The following is a 20,534-nucleotide window of genomic DNA, read 5'->3' as shown; positions in this document are numbered from 1 at the left end:
GCGGCTCTGGCGTTCCGGCGGGTTTGCACGAGGATGTCGAGCGTGTGGCCATTGGCGTCAACCGCCCGCCAGAGCCAGTGTTTCCTGCCGCGTATCGGGATGACGACCTCGTCCAGATGCCACGACACAACAACTTGGCAATGCCATCCTAAGAGTCTAAGAGGCGCCGGTGCGCACAGATCGTCCGTTTGGTCGCGCTGCACGGGCTGAACATGCTGGGGAACAGGGAAGTGGAGAAGCTGCGCCAGAGGGCCACGGCCTGACGGGACTTCCGACGGCGCCCCCTCGCGGGCGCCGTTTTCCTTTGCGCAGACCGGGCATGCGGGAACCGGTCTGCCGGGCCAACGTTGAGGGGGCAACGCAACGGAAAGAAAGGAAGACCGGCATGGCCGTCAATCTCAAGGGACTGAAGGACAACGCCCGCAAGGCCGCCATCGAGGAACTGCAGGCCTGCATGTCCGACGGGCTGTCGCTGTCGATGGCGCTGAAGCAGGCGCACTGGAACCTCAAGGGGCCGAACTTCATCGCGGTCCACGAGTTGCTGGACGCGGTCAAGGCGCGGCTGGACCCCAATATCGACGACATGGCCGAACGCATCCAGCAGCTTGACGGCACGGCCAAGGGGACCGTCGAGACGGTGGCGCAATCGACGAGCCTTGACCCCTATCCCACGGACCTGAGCGCCAGCGACGACCATCTGCGCCAGATCTGCGAGCGGATGCGCGCCTATGGCGGGCGGGTGCGCGACGGAATCGACACGGTGGGCGACGCCGGCGACCAGGACACGGCGGACCTGCTGACCGCGGCCTCGCGGCAGGCCGACAAGGACCTGTGGTTCCTCGAAAGCCACCTCGAGAAATAGGCTTTCGCGAACGGCCCCGCCCTCAGCGGCGGGGCTTGCCCTTCCAGGTGTCCAGCCAGCTGCGGAACCGCCGCCGCGTCTGGCGGCCCTGCGCCCCCGCCCTCGCCCGCGCCGCATCAGTGCGGGCATCGACCCGGTCCCACGCCCGGTCGGCCCGCCGGACCGCGGGATCCACGGTGCGTTCGCGGAGAGCGCCTGTGGCGCCCTGTAAGGGACTTGGGCACACCAAGGGCTTGGAAGCGGCCCACAGGCGCGTGCGGCGCTCTCACGCCTGCTTGCGCGGCCCTAGTCAGCGATCAGGGCCAGAGGCGGGCGGTATGAACGAGGGCGAGAACCCAGATCTTGTCCTGGTTGATGGTGTAGACCAGGCGATAGCTGGGATGCGGGATCAGCTCGCGGGTGTCGGGAATATGGCCTGGCTTTCCCATGAAGGGGTGATCTGTCAGCCGGGATGCGGCTTCACCGAACAGCTGGTCCATGCGGATCGCAGCGGACGGGTTGTCGGCCGCGATGTAATCCATGATGTCGGCGCGGTCCTGTTCGGCTTCAGGTGCCCAGAGAACGATCACGCGGAGCCTTCTGCGAGTTTGGCCCGTCTGGCCGCGAAATCGGCTTCCACGGCCTCGTGGTTGCGTCCCTGGCCATCCAGCATCGAAGCGCGGGCCTTGCCCACCTTGCGGCCCAGATACTCGCTGTAGGCCCGCTCATGACGGCGCTTCTCGATGTAATCGCGCATCAGTTCACGGACGACCTGCGATGCAGGGCGGTCAGCGGCTGCGGCTTCGGCCATGAAGCTGTCCCGCAGATCCGGTTCCAGCTTCATCGTGAATACGGCTTTGGTGTTCATAGCTCATCCTCACAGATACTGACATAGTGTATACTGCGTCAGTATCTCAATTCCAGACCGATCATCTGTTCCTCTGTCTCAACCGGTGGCGATCCCTCTTGCGTGCACCTTCTTCGCCAGCATACTCTCGTGGCCACGGCAAGGCTGCGCCTTGCCCTGACCACTCGCGCTGGTGAGGGGGCGTGCCGCCCCCTTCAAACCCCCGGTCCGCACAGAGTGCGGCAAGGGCGATCCCCTGCACCCCTCTGGAGCCCGCGTCATGGCCGACGACCCTTCCGCTGCCCCCGAGCCTGCCCGCTGGATCAAGCTGCGCGCCAGCGCGGCCGAGCGGGCGCGCTGGCAGGCCCTGGCGGCGGGCCGGGGCGTGTCTTTGTCGGAGCTGATCCGGGCGTCGCTCAGCGGGTTGCGGCTGCGGACGCGGCGGGAGCCGCCGCCGGTCGCGCCGGAGTTGCTGCGGGAGCTGGCGCGGATCGGGAACAACCTCAACCAGCTCGCCCGCGCGGCGAACCGGCACGAGCCGGTGACGGCCACGGCGCTGCTGGCCCGGCTGATCGCCATCGACCGCGAGCTTGGGGCGCTGCGGGCGGCGCACAGGCGGGCCGACCCGCCGGAGCGCGGCTGATGCTCATCAAGTTCACCAGTGGCGGGCGGGGCGGCGGCGGGGCGGTGTGCGATTACCTGGTCGATGTCGGCCGGGATGGGCGGGAGCTTTGCCCGCCCGAGGTCGTGCGGGGCGACCTGGCGCGGACGCGGGAGCTGATCGACAGGCAATGACCCTACGTCGGTAGAGAGTTTATACATCAGACGTAATCGCACAATAGCATAGGCGCGCAGTCGCATATTTGCGTAAATATGCAGAGTCGCAGTCGCGTGTCTATGGCTTTGCGCTTTCGCATAACCGCGCTATTGTGCGATTATGAAAACGATAGTCATCGCCGCTCAAAAAGGTGGGGCAGGGAAGACAACCCTTGCTCGGAACCTCGCAGTAGCCGCCTCGGGTGAAGGGGGTCGCATCTTGTGCCTGGATCTCGATCCTCAGGGCTCGCTTCGAGGTTGGTGGGAGAGTCGCGAGGCTGATATGCCGGCCATGCTCGAACGGGACCCGGCACCAGACGCACTTAGACCAACGCTCGCGGCAGCTAAGGCGCAGTTTGACCTCTGCATCATCGATACCCCACCTGCTGCTCCAGAATGGTTGTCTGAGGCCCTTGGTGCTGCCGACCTAGTGCTCATCCCTGTCCGACCTTCGCCAGATGATCTTCGGGCAGTGGGTGCGACGATCGCCGCAGTCAACCGTGCTCAGGTCCCGTTCGCCTTTGCTCTCTCGCAAACACCGCGCGCGAGGATCACCGACGAGGCGGCTCGCGTTCTGGCACAGCACGGGCGGGTGGCTCCGGTGAACATCGCACAACGTGTGAGCTACGCGGAAACGGGCGCCACGGGGCAGGGTGTGACCGAGACATCCGATGATAGGGCAGGGGCCGAGATTGCTGCTGTCTGGACGTATGTGAAGGGGATTCTCAATGGCTAAGAAACCTGTGACCCTGGACGGTCTGCTCAACACCGCGACCAAGCCACTCGACACCGGCATTCCTCAGCGCGGGGCAGGGCAGGAGCAACCTGTCGCGAAACCTGCGCCGAAGAAAAGAGAAGGGGAGAAGCGTCTGACGCTCGCTCTAGATGGCGAGACCTATCGCCGTCTGCGAATGCACGCGGCGACGACGGATGAAACCCATCAAAACATACTTGAACGCGCACTTACGGAATACCTCAACCACGTAGGTGCGTAATTACGTAGATGCGTATTCTCTTTATTTGGTGTTAATCAGCCTGTTCAGGATCCTACGCGACAATATTTCGTATTGAGCCGCTCTGCACTGCCATTAATGCTGTAGCCACACTCAGCACGTTGCTCTGATCACGCGGATTATGATGGAAAAGCACCTTCTTACCGAACGGGACATCTGCACCAAGTTCATCACTCCGGCACTGCGTGCAGCCGGCTGGGACGAGATGACGCAGATCCGAGAGGAGGTCAGCTTTACCAAGGGTCGGATCATCGTGCGTGGCAAAATGGTGATCCGTCGCAATGCCGCCACGCGCTCTGGCGGGTTCGATTATCGTGCCACAACGGCCCAGTGGCATGCCGAACGCTCGGCCAGGCGGCCGAAGGCCGCGAAGCTGGCGACGAACGCGGCGTTGCGGCAGTATGTGCAGGACAGGCTCTCGGGCCATATCCCGCACCCGGGCGGCTCGGTCGTTGTCGGCCCGCAGACAGCCTGGAAAGGCCGGCGACACGGGCGGCGGCAACCGCGTCAGTGGGCCGCCAGCCAGTCCGCCAGCAGCGGACGCGCAAGCCCGTCCGGCCCGGTGACGGCGGTGGCGGTGCAAAGCGCGTTCAGGATCGCCTCCTCGGTGCTCTCGGCGGCGGCGCAGAAAATGTCGTCGATGCGGTCGTCCGAAAGCCGGACCAGCGGGATCGTGTCGCCCTCGGACTGATGCGGCAGCCGGTTCACGGTGGTGAAGCCCAGAACGATGTCGCCGCTGCCATGGCCCCAGAAGGCGCCGAGCCGCGCGATCCCCGCTCCGGCGCGGCGGCAGATGCGTTGCAACTGGCGCTGATCCACCGGCACGTCGGTCGCGAGCACGACGATGATCGAGCCCTTTTCAGCCTCGGGGAGGGCACGCGGATCGGCGCGGCGTCCATCGGGCAGCACCAAATCCCCGGCGCGGCCGAAATTCGCCAGCACCAGCGCGCCCAGGTGACAGTCCTGCCCCCCAACCGCGACCCGGCGCGAGGCGGTGCCGATGCCGCCCTTGAAGCCGAAACAGGACATGCCGGTGCCGGCACCGACCGACCCCTCGGCCACCGTAGTTTCGGCGGCGCCTAGAGCGGCCAGCGCATCGGATTCGGTCACGGCCAGCGCCTGGATGTCAGACAGCGGCCCGTCGTTGCATTCGCAGACCACGGCATTGACGGTCGAGGTCCGACGCCCGATCTGCGGCGTTTCCGCAATGGCGCGGCGAACCAGCGCATTGACGCAGGTGCCGACACCGAAGGTATTGGTCAGCAGCACCGGGGTCTCCAAAGTCCCGAGTTCCCCCACCTGCACCAGCCCGGCGCTTTTGCCAAAGCCGTTGATCACCTCGACCGCCGCTGTCAGCTTGTTCAGGAACAGGTTGCCCGGCTGCGGGATGATCGCGGTGACGCCGGTGTTCACCTCGCCCCGGCGCACCGTCGCATGACCGACCCGAACCCCGGGCACGTCGGTGATCGCATTGCGGGCGCCCGGGGGCATGATCCCGGTCACCAGCCCATGGTCGCGCGCCCGCATCACGATGCCAGCCGGGGAATCGCGTCCAGCAGCATCCGCGTATAGGGCTGCTTCGGCGCGTGGAAGATCTCGGACGCGCTGCCAGTCTCGACGATCTCGCCGTGGCGCATGACCACCACCCGGTCGCACAGGTGGTGGACCACCGAAAGATCGTGGCTGATGAACAGCAGCGTCAGGTTCAGGTGCCGGCGCAGCTCCATCAGCAGGTTGATCACCTGCGCTTGGATCGACACGTCGAGCGAGGCCACCGGCTCGTCGCAGACGATCACCTCGGGCTGCATGGCCAGGGCGCGGGCGATTGCGATGCGCTGACGCTGGCCGCCGGAAAACTGGTGTGGGTAGCGGTTCGCCAGCGCCGGGTCGAAGGCCACGGCGCGCAGCCAGCGTTCGACATAGGCGCGCGCCTCGGCCTTTGTGCAAAGCCCGTGGACTATCGGCCCCTCGGCCACCGACTGGAAGATGGTGCGGCGCGGATCGAGCGAGGCGAAGGGATCCTGAAAGATCATCTGGACCTTCGTGCCGCGCTTTCGCTCGCCCTGCATCACCGGCTCGCCGCCGACGCTAACCGTGCCGGCGCTTGGCGCGATGATGCCGCAAAGGATGCGTCCCAGTGTCGATTTACCCGAGCCGGATTCGCCAACAAGACCAAGGATCTCTCCCCGCGCGATGCTCAGCGAGGCTGATTTGACCGCATGGACCCGCGCGGGCTCACTTGCCAGCCCCAGCTGCATTCCCAGCCTCCGCAGCAGACCGGCGGGGCGCTGGAACAGCTTGTCGATGTGTCGTATCTGGATGAACTGCGGATCGGCAGGCGCACCCACGGCCGTCCCGCTCAGCTTCGAAGGGTCGAGCCTACCTGCGGCCTCGGTCGCGCCGGACGCCAAAAGCTCACCCGGCTGCGAGCGCGAAGGCAGCGCGTCCAGCAGCGCCTGTGTATAGGGGTGCCTGGGCGCATCCAGCACCTTGCGCACCGGGCCCGCCTCGACGATCTCGCCGCGTCGCATCACCGTGATCTTGTCGGCGATGGAGGAAACCGTGGCGAGATCATGGCTGATCCAGATCAGCGAGGTGCCCATCTCGGCCACCAGCGACTTGACGACCTTGAGGATCTCTGCCTGCACCGAGACATCCAGCGCAGTTGTCGGCTCATCTGCGATCACGAGGCGCGGGCGATGCAGCAGCGCGATGGCGATGGCGACGCGCTGGCGCATGCCCCCGGAAAATTCGTGCGGATACTGGTCCACCTTGCGCTCTGGTTCAACGATGCGGACGCGGTCCAGCGCCTCAACCGCGCGGCGGCGGATCTCGGCGTCGGATACCTGTTCATGGGCGCGGATAGCCATGCCGATCTGGTCGATGATCTTCAGGACCGGGTTCAGGGTCATCATCGGATCCTGGAACACCATCGAGATGTCCTTGCCCCGGATCCCGCGCAACTCGCGCTCATCCAGGCCCACCAACTCGCGTCCGCCAAAGCGGATGGAACTGCCCGCCTCGATCCGGCCGGGCCTGTCAATGAGCCCGATCAGCGAAAAGCCGGTGATCGACTTGCCCGAGCCGGATTCGCCGACCAGTCCCATGATCTCGCCGCGCCTGAGCGAGAAGGATATGCCCTCGACCGATTTCACGATGCCCCGGTCGGTGTGGAACCATGTGCGCAGATCGCGCACCTCTAGCAGATCGGTCATTTGCGCAGCCTCGGGTTCAACTGGTCGCGGATCTGGTCGCCGACAAGGTTGATCGCCATGATCAGGATGATCAGCGCCACCCCGGGATAGATCGCGATCCAGTAGCGGCCCGACATCAGGTATTGGAAGCCGTTCGAGATCAGCATCCCCAGCGAAGGTTCGGTCGCCGGCAGGCCGACGCCCAGAAAGGACAGCGTCGCCTCGAGCGAGATGGCGGATGCGACCTGCACCGTCGCGACCACGATCAGCGGCGGCAGGGCGTTCGGCAGGATGTGGCGGGTGATGACGAACCAGCCGCCCATCGGCACCGACAGCGCCGCCTGGACATAGTCCTTTTGCCGCTCGGCGGCGGCGGCGCCATGGGCGGTGCGCACGAAATAGGCGTATTGCGCAAAGACGAGGGCGAGGATCAGTTGCTGCTTGCCCTGGCCCAGCAAGGCCGCGACGACGAAGGCCAGCAGGATCGCCGGAAAGGAAAGCTGGATATCGACGATGCGCATGATCAGCGCCTCGATGCGGCCTCTGACATAGGCGGCGGTGCATCCGACCACCGCCCCGATGGTAAAGGCGATAGCCCCGGCCATCAGCCCCATCTGCAAGGAAATCCGCAGCCCATAGACGATGGCCGACAACAGGTCACGGCCTTGGCTGTCGGTGCCCAGGAGGTGCAGCATTCCGTCGCGCCCGACATAGCCAGGCGGTCGGCGCGCATCGCGCAGCACCAGCGATTTCAGATCGTAGGGATCCTGCGGCACGATGAAAGGCGCGAAGACCGCGACGAATACGATCAGGACCACCACCGTCAGCGCCACGACTGCGACCTTGTTGCGGCGGAAGTCGCGCCAGAACTGCGCGAGGGGCGAGACCGAGCCCGTGGTTGTTGCTGCCGACATCTCAGTTCTTCCCATGACGCAGGCGGGGATCCAGCAGCGCATAGGCCAGATCCACGCACAGGTTGATAACCACGAACAGCGCCGAGACCAGCATCAGGTAGGCGACCATCACCGGCCGATCAAGCGAGGTGATCGAATCGACGATCAGCTTGCCAAGGCCCGGCCAGCTGAAGATCGTCTCGGTCACCAGCGCGAAGGCCAGCGTCGAGCCGAGTTCAAGGCCAAAGACCGTGACCAGCGGGATCGAGATCAGCTTCAGCACATGCCGCCGCAGGATGGTGCGTTCGGGAATGCCGGCGGCGCGGGCGAACTTGATCGTATCGGTCAGCATCACCTCGCGGGTGCCGGATGCGGCCAGCCGGCATATCATCGACATCTTGAACAATGAAAGATTTAGCGCCGGCAGGATCAGATGCGACCAGCCGTCGAGCGTCAGGAAGGAAAACGGCACTCCGATAAGTTCGCGCGTGGCGCCGCGCCCACCGGCGGGCAGGATGCCGAGTTGCACGGCAAAGACCATGATCAGCATCAGCCCGATCCAGAAGGTCGGCACCGAAAAGCCCAGGATCGACGCCGCCATGATCAGCCGCGACGTCTTGCTGTCGGGCCGGTAGCCGGCATAGACGCCCAGCGGAATGCCGATGCCCGAGGCAAAGAACACCGCGATCAGCGTCAGTTCCAGCGTCGCCGGCAGCTTCTGGGCGATCAGGGTGCCCACCGGCATGTTGAAGACGAAGGATCTGCCCAGATCCCCGGTCAGCAGGCGTTGCAGGAATTGCAGGTATTGCTGCCAGACCGGCAGGTCGAGGCCGTATTGCTCGATCACCTGCTGGCGGATCGCCTGCGTCGCGTCGGGCGAGATCAGCACATCGACCGGGTTGCCGATCACATAGACGCCGGCAAAGACCAGCACCGACATGACCAGCAGCACGACCAGAGCCTGCGCTAACCTGCGGATGATAAAAGATGCCATTGGGCCTCCGTGGGGGCGGTACTGTCAGTGCCAGCCGTGCTCGATCTGGTGACGGGTTTCCTCGACCGCGACCTGCCAGATCGCCAGCATGTCGGCGTCGGGGCGCTGAAAGACGCCATGATAATTGCCCTCGGCGATGCGCTCGCGCTTGCGCCATGCGTCCACCCGGGCAGTGGCGTCGAAGTCGATGCATTCCTTGGCAAAGTTCGGAACCTGCGCGCCCTCGATCCGGGTCCAGGGAAAGTTCTCCATCCAGCTTGCATGAGAGGCGGCCGGATCGGTTTTCTGCACCTTGGCCCAGGTCCGGGGTGCACGCCACCAGTCATGCAACTTGACCGAGGTGTCGCGGTGCTCGTTCATCCATTCGATCAGCAGCGGGTTGACCGGCGAATTGCCACCGTGGCCGTTGACAATCAGGATGCGGCGAAAGCCCGAGCGATAGACGCTGTCCAGCATGTCCTCGACGACCGCCAGATAGGTGCGCAGGCGCAAGGTCATCGTGCCCGGAAAGGCGGCGAAACCCGAGGCCATGCCGAAGGGCAGGCAGGGATAGACCGGCACGCCCAGCGGTTCTGCCGCCTCGACCGAAACGCGCTCGGCCAGGATCATGTCGGTGGCGAGGCTGAGATAGGCGTGCTGCTCGACCGAGCCGATCGGCAGGATGCAGCGGTCGTCCTGCGCCACGCGGGCCTCAACCTGGCCCCAGTTCATGTCCTGAATACGCATCTCATCCTTTCCGCGCAGGATCCGACCTTCTTGCCGCCGCGCTGTCAAATCTTCCTGCAAACCCAATTTTTGTTCCATTAGGGCAATGATTTTGATTGACGCAAGGGATTTCTTGCAAATACGGTTCCGAATGGAACTGTTGGTAAAAATACAGACACCCGCATGGATGATGAGATACGCCAGTCACTCTACGAAGGCAGGGCCGGCCGGGACATGCCCCTGACCATTGAGGGCATCGCCGAGGATAGCCCGCTGCGAAGCCGCCTGTGGGCGAATCCATGCTGGTTTTCGTTCCGGCTGAACTATCTTGCCCTGCTTTTCAACAATCCGGTCTATGGCCTGATCCAGGACAGGCTTGGCCTGCTGCGCCCCGATTTCGTGCTGCTGTGGTCGCTGTATCTGGGCGGGTCTTCGACCCTGACCGATGTCGTGCGTTCGTCGGGTTTTCCCAAGAACACGCTGAGCCGCGCCGCGGGAAAGGTGCTTCGCCTCGGCCTGATCGAACGCGAGGGCGACGCCGAGGACCAGCGGCGGATCACGCTGCACCTGACCGACAAGGGCCGCGCGGCGGTCGAATCGGTCGAGGCCGCCATGCTGGGGCACGAACGGCGCATGCTGGAATGTCTCAGTCCTGCGGAACGGCTGACCCTGTCCGAGATCCTGACCAAGCTGGTCGCGGCCTCGGGGGACTGGCCCCAAACGCTTGCCGGGGAACCGGCGGGTGCTACCGGGCCGGTGCCCGGAAACACACAAGAAACCGGCCCGCAACCGGTCGATCAACCTTAATCCAAGAGGGATACCATGAACCTGAAACCCAAGCTTCGTGCGCTGCTGCTTGCGACCGCGCTGGCCGCGCCGATCCCGGCGCTGGCCGATGACCTTGTGATCGCGACCAAGTCAGGCCCGGCCTCGATGGACCCGCATTTCACCGCCACATCAGCCAATGCCGAAGCGACCAAGCAGATTTTCGACACGCTGCTGAAATCCGGCAACGACCTTCAGATCGAGCCGCAACTGGCGACCGAATGGAAGGCCATCGACGATACCACCTGGGAGTTCACGCTGCGCGAGGGGGTCAAGTTCCACGACGGTTCCGACTTTACCGCCGAGGACGTTAAATTCTCGATCGAGCGCATCCCCAACGTCACCGGGCCGAACCCGACCACGGTCTATGTCCGCAACGTCGCCGGCACCGAGATCGTCGATCCCCATACCATCCGCATCAAGACCCATGGCCCTGCGCCGACGCTGCCCAACGATTTCGTGCGGCTGTTCATCGTCTCGCACACGGCGGCGGCGGATTACTCGACCAAGGAAACCTCTGCCGAAGGCTTCAACTCGGGCAAGGCGACCATCGGCACCGGGCCTTACAAGTTCGTGAGCTGGGCGCCGACGCAGGATCTGGTGCTTGAGAAATTCGACGGCTACTGGGGCGGCGCGCAGCCTTGGGACAAGGTGACGCGCAAGGAAATCCCCAACGACGCCGCCCGCGTCGCGCAGCTGCTGGCCGGACAGGTCGATCTGATCTCGAAAATCCCCGCCACCGACCTTGCCAGCGTCGAACAGGACGGCGCGCTGAAGTTGGTCAAGAACCCCTCGGCCTTCATCCCCTATCTGGAATTCGACTTCCGGGAGGACACACCGCAGGTCTGGGACAATTCCGGCAAGAAGGCCGAGAAGAACCCCTTCCTGGATCCCCGGGTGCGCGAAGCCTTCGACCTGGCGCTGGACCGCGAGACGATCATCGAATTCGCGCTGGAGGGCATGGGGGTGCAGGCGACGCAACTCGTGACCCCGAGCGTTTTCGGCTATAACAAAGACATCCCCGAGCCGGTCTATGACGTGGACCGCGCTCGTGCCCTGATGGCCGAGGCGGGCTATCCCGAGGGCTTTAAGGTCACGCTGGCCTATGCGAACGACCGGATGCCGACCGAGCTTGGCCCGACCGTCGCCCAGCTTCTGGCCGCCATCGACGTCAAGGTGGATGTGCAGGGCGTGCCCGCGACAGTGTTCAACCCGGCCAAGACGCGCGGGGAGTATTCGCTCTACATGGCTTCCTGGGCCACGCTGACCGGCGAATCGAACTATACGCTGTCGGCCCTGATGCACACCAACGAGCCCGAGAAGTCGCAGGGCGCCTTCAACGTGCGCGGCTATTCGAACCCGAAGATGGACGAATTGATCGAGGCCGCCGCCGCCGAGATGGACGAGACCAAGCGCAAGGCCCTGCTGGAAGAGGCCAACAAGCTGGTCGCGACCGAACGGCCCGACCTGCCCTTAGCGATCAACGTCTCGGCCTGGGGCATGAAGGCCGACAAGGTGACCTATGATCCGCGCGCGGACGAGGACACCGTCGCCATGGACGTGCATCCCGTGAAGTGATCCCCTGCCCCGGCGCATCCGGGGCGCCGAGGCCGTGCATATGCGCCGGATCGGGACACGCCCCGATCCGGCCCCTTTCAGGAGAGCCGAAATGACCCTTGCCCCCGATACCCCGCCCTATTCCTGGGACGAACCGACTTGGCGCGGAGTGGTCGAGTTCATCCGCGCCGGCCGGTCGCTGAAACCGGCAAGCTGGCCAGGGGGCGCACGTTGCGCCGTCGCGCTCAGCTTCGACAGCGACCATGAAACCAATGAATTGCGCGACGGCGGCAAGTCCATCGGCCGCATGTCGCAGGGAGAATACGGCAGTCGGCGCGGCATTCCGCGCATCCGCGCGCTTCTGGACCGTTTCGGTGCCAAGGCCAGCTTCTTCGTGCCCGGCGTCTCGGCCAGCCTGCACCCGGACGAGCAGAAATCGCTGGTGGACGATGGCCACGAGGTGGCGCTGCACGGCTGGATCCACGAGGTCAATACCCTGGTCCCCCCCGCGCAGGAACGCGAGTTGATGCTGCGCGCCGCCGACACGCTGGAACGCATCACCGGGGTTCGCCCTGTGGGGATGCGCACCTGTTCCTGGGACTACAGCCCGACCACGCTGTCCATCGCCGAGGATCTGGGCCTGCTCTACGACAGTTCGCTGTTCTCGGACGACGACCCCTATGAGATCGTGACCGACGGCCGCCCGACCGGCATCGTCGAACTGCCGGTGGAATGGATTCGCGACGATGCGCCCTACTTCTCGATGAACCGCTTCGGCGGCACGCGTCCCTATACGCCCCCGCCCGCCGTCCTCGACATCTTCCTGCGCGAGTTCGAGGCGGCTCATGCCGAGGGCGGGCTGTTCCTCCTGACCATGCACCCGCATGTCATCGGCTACCGCTCGCGCATCTTCATCCTGGAAGAACTGCTGAAGCGCATCGAGGACAAGGGTGATTGCTGGGTCACGACCCATGCCGACATCGCCCGCCATTGCGCCAGCGCGTCCGGAATGGAGGTGCGGGGATGACGAAACAAACCTGGGCATTGGCGGTTCACGGCGGCGCGGGCACCATCCTGCGAGCCAAGATGACGCCGGAAAAAGAGGCTGCCTATCACGCCGCCCTGCGCCGCGTGCTGGAGGCGGGGCAGGCGGTGCTGCGCGATGGCGGGCTTGCCATCGACGCCGTGACAGCGGCGGTCGTCGTTCTTGAGGACGAGCCGCTGTTCAACGCCGGGCGCGGTGCGGTCTATACCTCGGCCGGCGAGCAGGAGATGGACGCCGCCGTAATGGACGGCCGTGACCGGCAGGCCGGCGCGGTCGCCGGCATCTTCGGCCCGCGCAACCCGATCCGGGTGGCGCGGCTGGTGATGGACAGCCCGCAGGTACTGCTGACCGGCGCCCCCGCCGTGGACTTGGCGCGCGCGGCCGGGCTGCCCTTCGGCGACCGCGATTATTTCTTTACCGAGCCGCGCTGGACCGCGCTTCAGGAAACCATGGCGTTGCGCGCATCGGGCACGGCGGAAACCGATCCCGCCCGCCGCCACGGCACGGTCGGTGCGGTGGCGCTGGACCTGTCGGGCAATCTGGCGGCAGCGACCTCGACCGGGGGCATGACCGCCAAGCCGCCTGGCCGGGTTGGCGATTCGCCAGTGATCGGAGCCGGCACTTTTGCTGACAATGCCACCTGCGCTGTCTCGGGCACCGGGCATGGCGAGATCTTCATCCGCTGGACCGCCGGGGCAGAGATCGCTGCCCGCATCCGCCATGCGGGCCAAACGCTGGAACAGGCGGCGACGGCGGTGGTAATGGAGGATCTGATGCCCAACGACGGCTCGGGCGGGGTGATCGCCGTGGATCGCGCGGGCAATATCGCCATGCCTTTCAATTGCGAGGGCATGTATCGCGGCACCGCCCGGCGCGGCGAGGCGCCGCAGACCTTCATCTATCGTTGATGAAAGCGCCCCCCGCTCAAGACCGGCGGGGAGCGCATGTCCACCCTATTCCCGCCGGAGAGATCGACCCAGAAGCCGCATTGATGCCGCGAGGTGATTGCAGAGACGGGCTTTGCGCAGCGACGGGATCGGGCCTGTCCCCGCCTGATACCACGACCATTCGGACGGGCCCCCGGCCGTCGGCCAGCCCGAGCGGATGAACGCGCCCCAATAGGTCGGCATCGACTTGGGGAGTTCCAGAGGCTCGGCGCTTAGCGCCTTGCGGCCTTTGGCGAAATTACCCCGATCCGAGACTAGATAGGGGCTCTGTTGCACAAATCGCGTGAGGGATTCATCTCGCGAATCCAGGGTGGTAGCTGGGATGCATGAGCAGACCCATACCCCCGACCTACAAGACCAGGAACTGGCCAGCCTACAATGAAGCACTCAAGCGCCGGGGCTCGCTGACGATCTGGTTTGACCCCGAGATGAGCTGGGATGCCGCGCCGACAGGCAGGCGTGGCCGCCAGCAGACCTACAGCGATGCCGCTATCCAGACGTGCCTCTCGATGAAAGTGCTGTTCGGCATGGCGCTCCGGCAGACGACCGGGTTCGTCGAGAGCCTGCTACGGCTGGTCGGCCTGAACTGGACGGTGCCCGACTTCAGCACGCTATCTCGCCGCCAGAAGACCTTGGCCGTGAACATCCCCTACCGCGGCTCCAAGGGGCCGTTGCACCTGCTGGTCGACAGCACCGGGATCAAGGTCGAAGGTGAAGGCGAGTGGCACGCACGCAAGCATGGCGGCCCGAAACGGCGCGTCTGGCGCAAGCTCCACCTTGGGATCGATGAAGAAACGTTGGAGATCCGGGCCGTCGAAGTCACCGGGAGCCACATCGGTGATGCGCCCATCCTACCCCACCTTCTCGACCAAATCCCGCAGGACCAGGAAATCGGTAGCGTTACGGCTGATGGCGCCTACGACACGCGCAAATGCCACGATGCGATTGCAGATCGCGGTGCCCATGCCGTCATCCCGCCCCGCAAGAACGCGAAGCCCTGGAAGACGATCACCGCCGGAGCCGTGGCCCGAAATGAGGCCCTGCGCGCGGCGAAATACCTGGGCCGCGCGCTCTGGCGACGATGGTGTGGATACCACCGCCGAAGCCGCGTCGAGACAAAGATGCATTGTATCAAGTTGCTGGGCCAGCGGCTCATGGCACGGGACTTCGACCGACAGGTCGCCGAACTCCAGGTCCGCATCGCCGTCCTGAACGGCTACACCGCGCTCGGAATACCCGTCACGGAAGCTGTGGGATAAGTCCGTCCGGGGAAAGGGGAACCTCGGCCTTAAGCCGATTTGTGCAACAGAGCCCGAGAACCCGGCGGCGCGGCTGTTGGGCTGAGACGTCAGAAACGCGCGGGCATGGATGACATCCCTGCCCCGGCCACTGCCTTGCGATCGAAGCTGAAGATCGCGTCGCAGCCATTGTCTTCCGCCGCCAGCGCGATCATCTGGTCGGAAAACCCCGCGCCGCCCTGTCGATACCGCTCGACGGCAAGGCCAACGCGGTCGGCTGCTTCGATCTGCAGCTCTTTCGCGGCCAACAGCCCATCGATCGCGGACGCGATGTCATGGCGCGGCAGGTGATAGGCGCGCTCCAACACCCAGACCAGTTCGACCATGACTTCCCGGCACAGAAATCCGGGACGATCCGCGCCGAGACCCGCCATCAGCGATGCGGCCTGCGCATATTGCTGCGGATCGTCCTGCGTCAGAAAGCGGACGATCACATTCGTATCCAGTGCGATCATGCCCGGTGCGCACCAGCGGCGATGGCCTGCTCCATCTCCTCCAGAGTGACGGCTTTCTGTCCGTCCCGCCGCAGCATCCCCGCCAGTTCCGCAACCGGCCGGGTCCGCATCAGCCGCACCTGCCCGTCATCCAGGATCACATAGCGCAGCCGATCGCCGGGCGCCAATTCCAGCGCCTGCCGCACAGCCTTCGGCAAGGTCGTCTGGCCCTTGATGGTGATGGTCGATTCGGACATGCTGGCCCCAATGCGGATGCTTGAACATCATTACATATGGCATATTTGCCTTTCTTTTGCAACCGCTCCGGCTTGTTGAGCGGCCGCGATCAGCCACAATATGTGGTCCAGCGCCGAAAAACCCTTGCGAGAATCGGGAAAAGCACGCATTTAATTACGAAAGAAACAGAATAAGACGGCCAAAAGCGTAACAATCGGCACAGCCGCAGCGCAAGAAGCCGAAACATGAGGGGCAGCGCCGTGAACAATATGCGGCCAAATACGCGTATCGACAAGCTGATCGGCGATCATGCCGCAGCTCTTTCCGAGCGCCTGCAGGCGCATCGCGAACAGCTTTTCCCGCCAGACGCAAAGCGCGAGCTGCGCAAGTTCACCTCGGGCGAGGTCGCGGACCTGCTGGGCGTCAAGGACGCCTATCTGCGCAAGCTGGATCTGGACGGCAAGGGACCGTCACCCGAGACGCGGGCCGGTGGACGCCGGTATTACAGCCCCGCCGACATCCAGGCGCTGCGCGTCATGCTGGAAAAGGGCGCCAAGGCGCCCGGAACCTATCTGCCCGGACGGCGCGAGGGCGATCATCTGCAGGTCGTCACCGTCATCAACTTCAAGGGCGGGTCGGGCAAGACCACCACGGCCGCACATCTGGCGCAGAAGCTGGCGCTGGACGGCTATCGGGTTCTGGCGATCGATCTGGACCCGCAGGCCAGCCTGTCGGCGCTGCACGGGGTCCAGCCCGAATTCGACCTGGTGGATGGCGGCACCCTGTATGACACGATCCGCTATGAGGATCCGGTTCCGATCAAGTCCGTGATTCAAAAGACCTATTTCACCAATCTGGACCTGATCCCCGGCAATCTGGACCTGATGGAGTTCGAACACGCAACACCCATGGCATTGCGCGAACGGTCGGGTAACTATTTCTTTACCCGGATTGGCGACGTTCTGGTCGACGTCAAAGACGAATACGACATCGTGGTGATCGACTGCCCGCCGCAGCTGGGGTTTCTGACCATGTCCGCTCTGTCCGCGGCCACCGCCATTCTTGTGACTGTCCACCCGCAGATGCTGGATGTTATGTCGATGTGCCAGTTCCTGCTGATGACATCGAACCTTCTGGGCGTTGTCGCCGATGCCGGCGGGCGCATGGATTACGACTGGATGCGCTATGTCATCACCCGATACGAGCCGGGCGACGGGCCGCAGAACCAGATGGTCAGCTTCATGCGGTCGATGTTCGGCGAGAATGTGCTGAACCATCCGGTATTGAAATCGACCGCGATTTCGGATGCCGGGATCACCAAGCAGACCCTCTATGAGGTTGAAAAAGCTCAATTCACGCGCTCGACCTATGAGCGCGCAATGGAAAGCCTGAACGCGGTGAACGCAGAGATCGAGGGCTTGATCCAAGCGGCCTGGGGTCGCGGCAAGGGGGCATGATGGCACGCAAGGATCTGTTGAAAAACCTGATGAATGCGCCCACCACGACCGAGGAGCCGCGCCCCCTGCCCCGCTCGGATCGAGGTGCGATCGGGGCCGTTTCGAAGTCGATCAGCGAGTTGAAAAGCCGCGCGATCATCGAGGTTCATCCCGACATGATCGACCGCGCCGGCATCGACGACCGGCTGGATGAGGACGCGGCCGGGATCGAGGCCCTGAAGGAATCGATCCACGAATACGGCCAGCAGGTGCCGGTGCTGCTGCGCCTTTCGCCCAATGACGAGGGCCGCTATGAGGTGGTTTTCGGGCGCCGTCGCGTCCAGGCCATGCGAGAGCTGAAGCTGCCCGTCAAGGCGATGATCCGCAGCCTGAACGACCGCGAGCTGATCGTGGCGCAGGGACAGGAGAACACCGCCCGCAAGGATCTGAGCTTCATCGAAAAGGCGAATTTTGCCGCGCAGATGGTCAGGGCCGGGTTCGATCGCAAGGTGATTTGCGATGCGCTGAGCATCGACAAGACCGTGATCTCGCGAATGCTGACGGTAACCGATGCCATCCCAGAACCCGTCATCCGCGCGATCGGGGCAGCGCCCTCGGCCGGGCGGGATCGCTGGCTGGCGATGGCACAGAAGACCAAGGGCCAGCCGCCCGAGGAACTGATCGCGGCGGCGCAGGGACCGGATTCGGACAGCCGTTTCACCGCCGTGCTGTCATCATTGACCGCACCCCGCCCCCGATCCGCGCCGCAGGTCCTGCGTGGTCACGACCAGGCACGACTTGGGCGGATCACGCGAAGCCGGAAAAAAACCGTGATCGAGCTGACCGGAGAAGGCCGCGCCTTTGCCGACTGGCTGGCCGATCACATTGACGAGGTTCACCGCAACTGGCTGGAAAATCGCCCGAAAAGCGGCCCGAACGACTGAACGAAACCAGCAAGGAGGCACAATAAGGCAAAAGAAAGCCCCCCAGGACAAGATATCCCGAAGGGCCGTTTCTCGATCTAGCACCTCGAAGATAACGGCAATCGTTGACAGCTGTCAACCGGCGTCTTTCCGGCGAGCGATTTTCTATTGCCCTGTGACAATCGATATGAGGCACATTTCTGCGACGCCCTTCGGGCGCCGTCCGGTTTCGGCTGGACTGCTGGCAAACAATGCGCTGGCCGAGGCCCCTGCCCTGCCCCGAATTCAGGACAAATGGACCATTCTGCAAGACGTGACGGAAGCGCGCAAAGCCTTCGGCGTTTCGGATCGTGATCTTGCCGTGCTTGCGGCCCTGCTGTCCTTCCACCCGACCAAAGAGCTGCGCGACAACGACCAGTTGATCGTGTTCCCCTCGAACGCCGCGCTGTCGGGCCGGGTGCATGGAATGCCCGAAAGCACCCTGCGCCGCCATATCGCCGCATTGACCCGCGCGGGCCTAATCCTTCGCCATGACAGCCCGAACGGCAAGCGCTATGCCACCCGCAACAACGCCGGGCAGATCGACCGTGCTTTCGGCTTTGATCTGCGGCCCTTGCTTGTGCGCGCGGCTGAAATTGCCGAAGCCGCCAAAACCGCGCGGCAGCTGACCCTGCAACATCGCCGCCTGCGCGAAAGCGTCGTCCTGCGGCTGCGTGATGCCGCCAAGCTACTTGCCTGGGCAAGTGACCCCTCGGCGTCCGGGCTTGAAGCGCTCTCGCAGATGCTGACCAATGTGCAACGCCAGATCCGGCGGAAGCTGCCCCTTGAGGACCTGCGGAAACTCGGGCTTGCGCTTGACGATCTGCTGGCCGAAATCAAGGTAAAGCTGCTGCCTGAAGCGCAGGAAATGAGCGACAATGCCAGCCAAAATGAGCGGCACCATCAGAGTTCAGAGTCAGAATCTTATGAATCTGATTCCTGCCAGAGAGAAGGAAGAACGCGGATAATCGACGGTGCTGCGCCCAAATTGCCCCTGGAACTGGTCCTGAAGGCGGCACCGGAGATCACCACATATGCCCATCAGCCGATCCAGAGCTGGAGAGATCTCTTGAATGTCTCTGCCTTCGTTCACCCCATGCTTGGGATCAGTCCCGATGCCTGGGCCTCTGCTCGCCGGCATATGGGTGATGACACGGCCGCGGTGGCCTTGGCCTGTATACTGCAACGCGCAGCGATGATCCGCTGCCCCGGTGGCTATTTGCGCGCATTGACCGAAAAGGCCGCGCGGGGGATATTCTCGGCAGGGCCGATGGTCATGGCCCTGTTGTCGGGCAACCAGATGCAGCGGGCGTGATGTTGACAGCTGTCAACCTGGTTCTGGACGAGACGGAAGGCCGTGCAAAACGTCGGCTAACCTGCCTGCCAGTCCCGGATTGCATCAAGCGACCACAGCAGCATCAGAACGTTCAACACCAGCCCGTCGCGGATGATCCAAAGCGTCAGCGCCTCGAAACCCAGAACCAGCGCGACAGAGGCCCCGACCGGCAGCACCCGCGCCAGCCAGAAGCCCACGATCATCGCAAGAATGTCGGCGACCGAATTCAGCACGCTGTCGCCGTAATAATCCAGCGAGATGGTCACAGCACGATACTACCCGATGAAGCCGTCGGAATTATCGACGATCTCCCATGCCGCTTCGATCAGCGTGGCAATGACCAGCCGTACGCCAGAAGGCATCCATCGCGCTACCAACCACAGCAGCCGATCCCGTGCAGCAGATGCGAAGGCATGTACCAGTCCGCGACATGGTGCGAGTTTTCCGCACTCATGGCCTGGCCGTGCCAAAGCTTGACATGACCGCAGGTGCAGATCGGTTCGTGTCCCATCGCAAGCAGCCACAACGCGGTACCCAGAACGATCTGGGTCACGAGAATGAAGGGGTGAAACCCTGTATCATCAGCCGTGGTCGCCGCTTGGATTGGTCAATCCATGACAGGGATAACGGATTGTCGGCACGCTTCGCCAGCTATTCCACGCGAGCGGGGCAGGGGCGCGCCTTTCCGTGCCAGCCTTCAGACAGCTTGCGGGTACGCCAGATCAATCACCATTCGTACGCCTGTCATAGGCGCTGCGGGCGGCTTCGACGGCGGCCATATTCTCGTAGGTCCAGCGATAGATGGCCTGGAATGGCGGCAGCAGCGTTCGTCCCAGCTCGGTCAACTGATACTCGACGCCCGGCGGGTTTGTCTCAAGGACATGGCGGGCGATGATTCCGTTTCGTTCCAGACGCTTCAACGTTGCTGAAAGCGATTTCTGCGACACGCCCTCAAGGCATCTTTTCAGCTGGTTGAAGCGGGTGGGGCCGTTGTTAAGAACCGACATGATCAGCATCGACCATTTGTCCGCAACCTGATCGAACAGCAACCGGGACGGGCAATCGACGGAAAAGCGGAACGCTGAACCGTCAGAAGTGTCGGGGCAGGGGGGCATCGGTTTCCTCCGGGTAACCTGGTGCGTTTCAAGTGTGTA

Annotated in this window: 24 protein-coding genes and 3 pseudogenes; 14 read left to right on the top strand and 13 right to left on the bottom strand. The window is 64.0% G+C overall.

Annotated features, from left to right (window positions below; all coding sequences use genetic code 11):
• A pseudogene (locus tag ASV56_RS23245) lies at nt 1–122 on the bottom strand (DDE-type integrase/transposase/recombinase); the annotation flags it as partial.
• A 197-nt stretch (nt 123–319) separates the two neighbouring features.
• On the opposite strand from ASV56_RS23245, the gene dps reads away from it, so the two are divergent.
• Entirely contained in the window at nt 320–862 is a 543-nt protein-coding gene (gene dps / locus ASV56_RS22105) for a DNA starvation/stationary phase protection protein Dps (RefSeq protein ID WP_082724980.1), read from the top strand.
• A 296-nt stretch (nt 863–1,158) separates the two neighbouring features.
• Here the strand turns inward: dps and ASV56_RS22100 are convergent, their stop codons facing one another.
• Entirely contained in the window at nt 1,159–1,431 is a 273-nt protein-coding gene (locus tag ASV56_RS22100; protein ID WP_062564110.1) for a type II toxin-antitoxin system RelE/ParE family toxin, read from the bottom strand.
• A complete protein-coding gene (locus tag ASV56_RS22095) occupies nt 1,428–1,709 on the bottom strand; it encodes a hypothetical protein (RefSeq protein WP_062564109.1) in 282 nt (93 codons plus the stop codon). Before ASV56_RS22095 ends, ASV56_RS22100 begins: the two co-directional genes overlap by 4 nt.
• A gap of 259 nt (nt 1,710–1,968) precedes the next feature.
• Here ASV56_RS22095 and ASV56_RS22090 point away from each other — a divergent pair, with 259 nt between their 5' ends.
• From ASV56_RS22090 to ASV56_RS23230, 5 genes and pseudogenes are all read left to right on the top strand, one after another.
• Nucleotides 1,969–2,331 (top strand): MobC family plasmid mobilization relaxosome protein, encoded by a 363-nt coding sequence (locus ASV56_RS22090; protein ID WP_062564108.1) that lies wholly within the window; start codon nt 1,969–1,971, stop codon nt 2,329–2,331.
• The gene (locus ASV56_RS23870) at nt 2,331–2,483 is read left to right on the top strand and encodes a hypothetical protein (RefSeq protein WP_156429284.1); all 153 of its coding nucleotides are present in this window, start codon (nt 2,331–2,333) and stop codon (nt 2,481–2,483) included. The genes ASV56_RS22090 and ASV56_RS23870 overlap by 1 nt, the downstream gene beginning before the upstream one ends.
• Before the next feature lie 142 nt (nt 2,484–2,625).
• Entirely contained in the window at nt 2,626–3,240 is a 615-nt protein-coding gene (locus ASV56_RS23240; RefSeq protein WP_082724979.1) for a ParA family protein, read from the top strand.
• The gene (locus ASV56_RS23235) at nt 3,233–3,499 is read left to right on the top strand and encodes a CopG family transcriptional regulator (protein ID WP_082724978.1); all 267 of its coding nucleotides are present in this window, start codon (nt 3,233–3,235) and stop codon (nt 3,497–3,499) included. Before ASV56_RS23240 ends, ASV56_RS23235 begins: the two co-directional genes overlap by 8 nt.
• A 289-nt stretch (nt 3,500–3,788) precedes the next feature.
• Nucleotides 3,789–4,046 (top strand): annotated as a pseudogene (locus ASV56_RS23230) (IS30 family transposase); the annotation flags it as partial.
• Here ASV56_RS23230 and ASV56_RS22080 read toward each other — a convergent pair.
• From ASV56_RS22080 to ASV56_RS22060, 5 genes are read right to left on the bottom strand one after another with little or no spacing between them, the layout of a single operon-like run.
• Nucleotides 4,025–5,044: a DmpA family aminopeptidase gene (locus tag ASV56_RS22080; RefSeq protein WP_062564106.1), complete on the bottom strand. Its 1,020-nt coding sequence runs from the start codon at nt 5,042–5,044 to the stop codon at nt 4,025–4,027. The pseudogene ASV56_RS23230 and the gene ASV56_RS22080 sit on opposite strands and share 22 nt — an antisense overlap.
• Entirely contained in the window at nt 5,044–6,732 is a 1,689-nt protein-coding gene (locus ASV56_RS22075; RefSeq protein ID WP_062564105.1) for a dipeptide ABC transporter ATP-binding protein, read from the bottom strand. Before ASV56_RS22075 ends, ASV56_RS22080 begins: the two co-directional genes overlap by 1 nt.
• Nucleotides 6,729–7,625, bottom strand: coding sequence for an ABC transporter permease (locus ASV56_RS22070; protein ID WP_036702812.1), 897 nt, complete (start codon nt 7,623–7,625; stop codon nt 6,729–6,731). Before ASV56_RS22070 ends, ASV56_RS22075 begins: the two co-directional genes overlap by 4 nt.
• A 1-nt stretch (nt 7,626) precedes the next feature.
• Nucleotides 7,627–8,598 (bottom strand): ABC transporter permease, encoded by a 972-nt coding sequence (locus ASV56_RS22065; RefSeq protein ID WP_062564104.1) that lies wholly within the window; start codon nt 8,596–8,598, stop codon nt 7,627–7,629.
• A 24-nt stretch (nt 8,599–8,622) separates the two neighbouring features.
• Nucleotides 8,623–9,324, bottom strand: coding sequence for a creatininase family protein (locus ASV56_RS22060; RefSeq protein ID WP_036702814.1), 702 nt, complete (start codon nt 9,322–9,324; stop codon nt 8,623–8,625).
• A gap of 213 nt (nt 9,325–9,537) precedes the next feature.
• Between ASV56_RS22060 and ASV56_RS22055 the strand changes: the two genes are divergently transcribed.
• From ASV56_RS22055 to ASV56_RS22035, 5 genes are all read left to right on the top strand, one after another.
• Nucleotides 9,538–10,110, top strand: coding sequence for a MarR family winged helix-turn-helix transcriptional regulator (locus ASV56_RS22055; RefSeq protein ID WP_062564103.1), 573 nt, complete (start codon nt 9,538–9,540; stop codon nt 10,108–10,110).
• 15 nt (nt 10,111–10,125) lie between these two features.
• A complete protein-coding gene (locus tag ASV56_RS22050; RefSeq protein ID WP_036702816.1) occupies nt 10,126–11,706 on the top strand; it encodes an ABC transporter substrate-binding protein in 1,581 nt (526 codons plus the stop codon).
• Nucleotides 11,707–11,797: 91 nt separating this feature from the next.
• Nucleotides 11,798–12,712: a polysaccharide deacetylase family protein gene (locus tag ASV56_RS22045; RefSeq protein WP_062564102.1), complete on the top strand. Its 915-nt coding sequence runs from the start codon at nt 11,798–11,800 to the stop codon at nt 12,710–12,712.
• A complete protein-coding gene (locus ASV56_RS22040) occupies nt 12,709–13,638 on the top strand; it encodes an isoaspartyl peptidase/L-asparaginase family protein (protein ID WP_062564101.1) in 930 nt (309 codons plus the stop codon). Before ASV56_RS22045 ends, ASV56_RS22040 begins: the two co-directional genes overlap by 4 nt.
• Nucleotides 13,639–14,003: 365 nt before the next feature.
• Entirely contained in the window at nt 14,004–14,936 is a 933-nt protein-coding gene (locus ASV56_RS22035; protein WP_062560474.1) for an IS5 family transposase, read from the top strand.
• A gap of 89 nt (nt 14,937–15,025) precedes the next feature.
• Here ASV56_RS22035 and ASV56_RS22030 read toward each other — a convergent pair whose 3' ends face one another.
• Together ASV56_RS22030 and ASV56_RS22025 are read right to left on the bottom strand one after the other, a co-directional pair.
• On the bottom strand, nt 15,026–15,430 hold the full coding sequence (locus ASV56_RS22030) for a PIN domain-containing protein (RefSeq protein WP_062564100.1): 405 nt from the start codon (nt 15,428–15,430) through the stop codon (nt 15,026–15,028).
• Entirely contained in the window at nt 15,427–15,666 is a 240-nt protein-coding gene (locus ASV56_RS22025) for an AbrB/MazE/SpoVT family DNA-binding domain-containing protein (RefSeq protein WP_062564099.1), read from the bottom strand. Before ASV56_RS22025 ends, ASV56_RS22030 begins: the two co-directional genes overlap by 4 nt.
• 249 nt (nt 15,667–15,915) lie before the next feature.
• Between ASV56_RS22025 and repA the strand changes: the two genes are divergently transcribed.
• The 3 genes from repA to repC all read left to right on the top strand — a co-directional run bounded on the left by repA (nt 15,916) and on the right by repC (nt 19,359).
• Nucleotides 15,916–17,103 (top strand): plasmid partitioning protein RepA, encoded by a 1,188-nt coding sequence (repA, locus tag ASV56_RS22020; RefSeq protein WP_062564114.1) that lies wholly within the window; start codon nt 15,916–15,918, stop codon nt 17,101–17,103.
• Complete coding sequence (gene repB / locus ASV56_RS22015) at nt 17,103–18,026, top strand: plasmid partitioning protein RepB (protein WP_062564098.1); 924 nt, start codon at nt 17,103–17,105, stop codon at nt 18,024–18,026. Before repA ends, repB begins: the two co-directional genes overlap by 1 nt.
• 166 nt (nt 18,027–18,192) lie before the next feature.
• Entirely contained in the window at nt 18,193–19,359 is a 1,167-nt protein-coding gene (gene repC, locus ASV56_RS22010) for a plasmid replication protein RepC (protein ID WP_082724976.1), read from the top strand.
• Between the two features lie 56 nt (nt 19,360–19,415).
• Here repC and ASV56_RS22005 read toward each other — a convergent pair.
• From ASV56_RS22005 to ASV56_RS22000, 3 genes and pseudogenes are all read right to left on the bottom strand, one after another.
• Nucleotides 19,416–19,742: pseudogene (locus tag ASV56_RS22005) on the bottom strand (DUF2585 family protein).
• Between the two features lie 8 nt (nt 19,743–19,750).
• Nucleotides 19,751–19,891 carry a DUF2585 family protein gene (locus ASV56_RS25005; protein WP_367577178.1) on the bottom strand — a complete coding sequence of 47 codons (141 nt, stop codon included), beginning with the start codon at nt 19,889–19,891 and terminating at the stop codon, nt 19,751–19,753.
• A gap of 211 nt (nt 19,892–20,102) precedes the next feature.
• A complete protein-coding gene (locus tag ASV56_RS22000; RefSeq protein WP_082724975.1) occupies nt 20,103–20,495 on the bottom strand; it encodes a winged helix-turn-helix transcriptional regulator in 393 nt (130 codons plus the stop codon).
• Nucleotides 20,496–20,534 lie beyond the last annotated feature (39 nt).

Source organism: Paracoccus aminovorans (assembly GCF_001546115.1).
Lineage (GTDB): Bacteria > Pseudomonadota > Alphaproteobacteria > Rhodobacterales > Rhodobacteraceae > Paracoccus > Paracoccus aminovorans_B.
Note: the sequence above shows the minus strand (reverse complement) of the source record. Positions and strands in the feature narration are given on the sequence as shown.

What these genes read in the sequence shown, in the direction of transcription:
- ASV56_RS23870 (WP_156429284.1), top strand. Translation starts at nt 2,331, where the DNA reads ATGCTCATCAAGTTCACCAGTGGCGGGCGGGGCGGCGGCGGGGCGGTG.
- ASV56_RS22055 (WP_062564103.1), top strand. Translation starts at nt 9,538, where the DNA reads ATGCCCCTGACCATTGAGGGCATCGCCGAGGATAGCCCGCTGCGAAGC.
- ASV56_RS22075 (WP_062564105.1), bottom strand. Translation starts at nt 6,732, where the DNA reads ATGACCGATCTGCTAGAGGTGCGCGATCTGCGCACATGGTTCCACACC.
- ASV56_RS22035 (WP_062560474.1), top strand. Translation starts at nt 14,004, where the DNA reads ATGAGCAGACCCATACCCCCGACCTACAAGACCAGGAACTGGCCAGCC.
- dps (WP_082724980.1), top strand. Translation starts at nt 320, where the DNA reads ATGCGGGAACCGGTCTGCCGGGCCAACGTTGAGGGGGCAACGCAACGG.
- ASV56_RS22065 (WP_062564104.1), bottom strand. Translation starts at nt 8,598, where the DNA reads ATGGCATCTTTTATCATCCGCAGGTTAGCGCAGGCTCTGGTCGTGCTG.
- ASV56_RS22000 (WP_082724975.1), bottom strand. Translation starts at nt 20,495, where the DNA reads ATGCCCCCCTGCCCCGACACTTCTGACGGTTCAGCGTTCCGCTTTTCC.
- ASV56_RS22045 (WP_062564102.1), top strand. Translation starts at nt 11,798, where the DNA reads ATGACCCTTGCCCCCGATACCCCGCCCTATTCCTGGGACGAACCGACT.
- ASV56_RS22060 (WP_036702814.1), bottom strand. Translation starts at nt 9,324, where the DNA reads ATGCGTATTCAGGACATGAACTGGGGCCAGGTTGAGGCCCGCGTGGCG.
- ASV56_RS25005 (WP_367577178.1), bottom strand. Translation starts at nt 19,891, where the DNA reads ATGGGACACGAACCGATCTGCACCTGCGGTCATGTCAAGCTTTGGCAC.
- ASV56_RS23235 (WP_082724978.1), top strand. Translation starts at nt 3,233, where the DNA reads ATGGCTAAGAAACCTGTGACCCTGGACGGTCTGCTCAACACCGCGACC.
- repA (WP_062564114.1), top strand. Translation starts at nt 15,916, where the DNA reads ATGCGGCCAAATACGCGTATCGACAAGCTGATCGGCGATCATGCCGCA.
- ASV56_RS22030 (WP_062564100.1), bottom strand. Translation starts at nt 15,430, where the DNA reads ATGATCGCACTGGATACGAATGTGATCGTCCGCTTTCTGACGCAGGAC.
- ASV56_RS22025 (WP_062564099.1), bottom strand. Translation starts at nt 15,666, where the DNA reads ATGTCCGAATCGACCATCACCATCAAGGGCCAGACGACCTTGCCGAAG.
- ASV56_RS22040 (WP_062564101.1), top strand. Translation starts at nt 12,709, where the DNA reads ATGACGAAACAAACCTGGGCATTGGCGGTTCACGGCGGCGCGGGCACC.
- ASV56_RS23240 (WP_082724979.1), top strand. Translation starts at nt 2,626, where the DNA reads ATGAAAACGATAGTCATCGCCGCTCAAAAAGGTGGGGCAGGGAAGACA.
- ASV56_RS22070 (WP_036702812.1), bottom strand. Translation starts at nt 7,625, where the DNA reads ATGTCGGCAGCAACAACCACGGGCTCGGTCTCGCCCCTCGCGCAGTTC.
- repC (WP_082724976.1), top strand. Translation starts at nt 18,193, where the DNA reads ATGAGGCACATTTCTGCGACGCCCTTCGGGCGCCGTCCGGTTTCGGCT.
- ASV56_RS22050 (WP_036702816.1), top strand. Translation starts at nt 10,126, where the DNA reads ATGAACCTGAAACCCAAGCTTCGTGCGCTGCTGCTTGCGACCGCGCTG.
- repB (WP_062564098.1), top strand. Translation starts at nt 17,103, where the DNA reads ATGGCACGCAAGGATCTGTTGAAAAACCTGATGAATGCGCCCACCACG.
- ASV56_RS22080 (WP_062564106.1), bottom strand. Translation starts at nt 5,044, where the DNA reads ATGCGGGCGCGCGACCATGGGCTGGTGACCGGGATCATGCCCCCGGGC.
- ASV56_RS22090 (WP_062564108.1), top strand. Translation starts at nt 1,969, where the DNA reads ATGGCCGACGACCCTTCCGCTGCCCCCGAGCCTGCCCGCTGGATCAAG.
- ASV56_RS22095 (WP_062564109.1), bottom strand. Translation starts at nt 1,709, where the DNA reads ATGAACACCAAAGCCGTATTCACGATGAAGCTGGAACCGGATCTGCGG.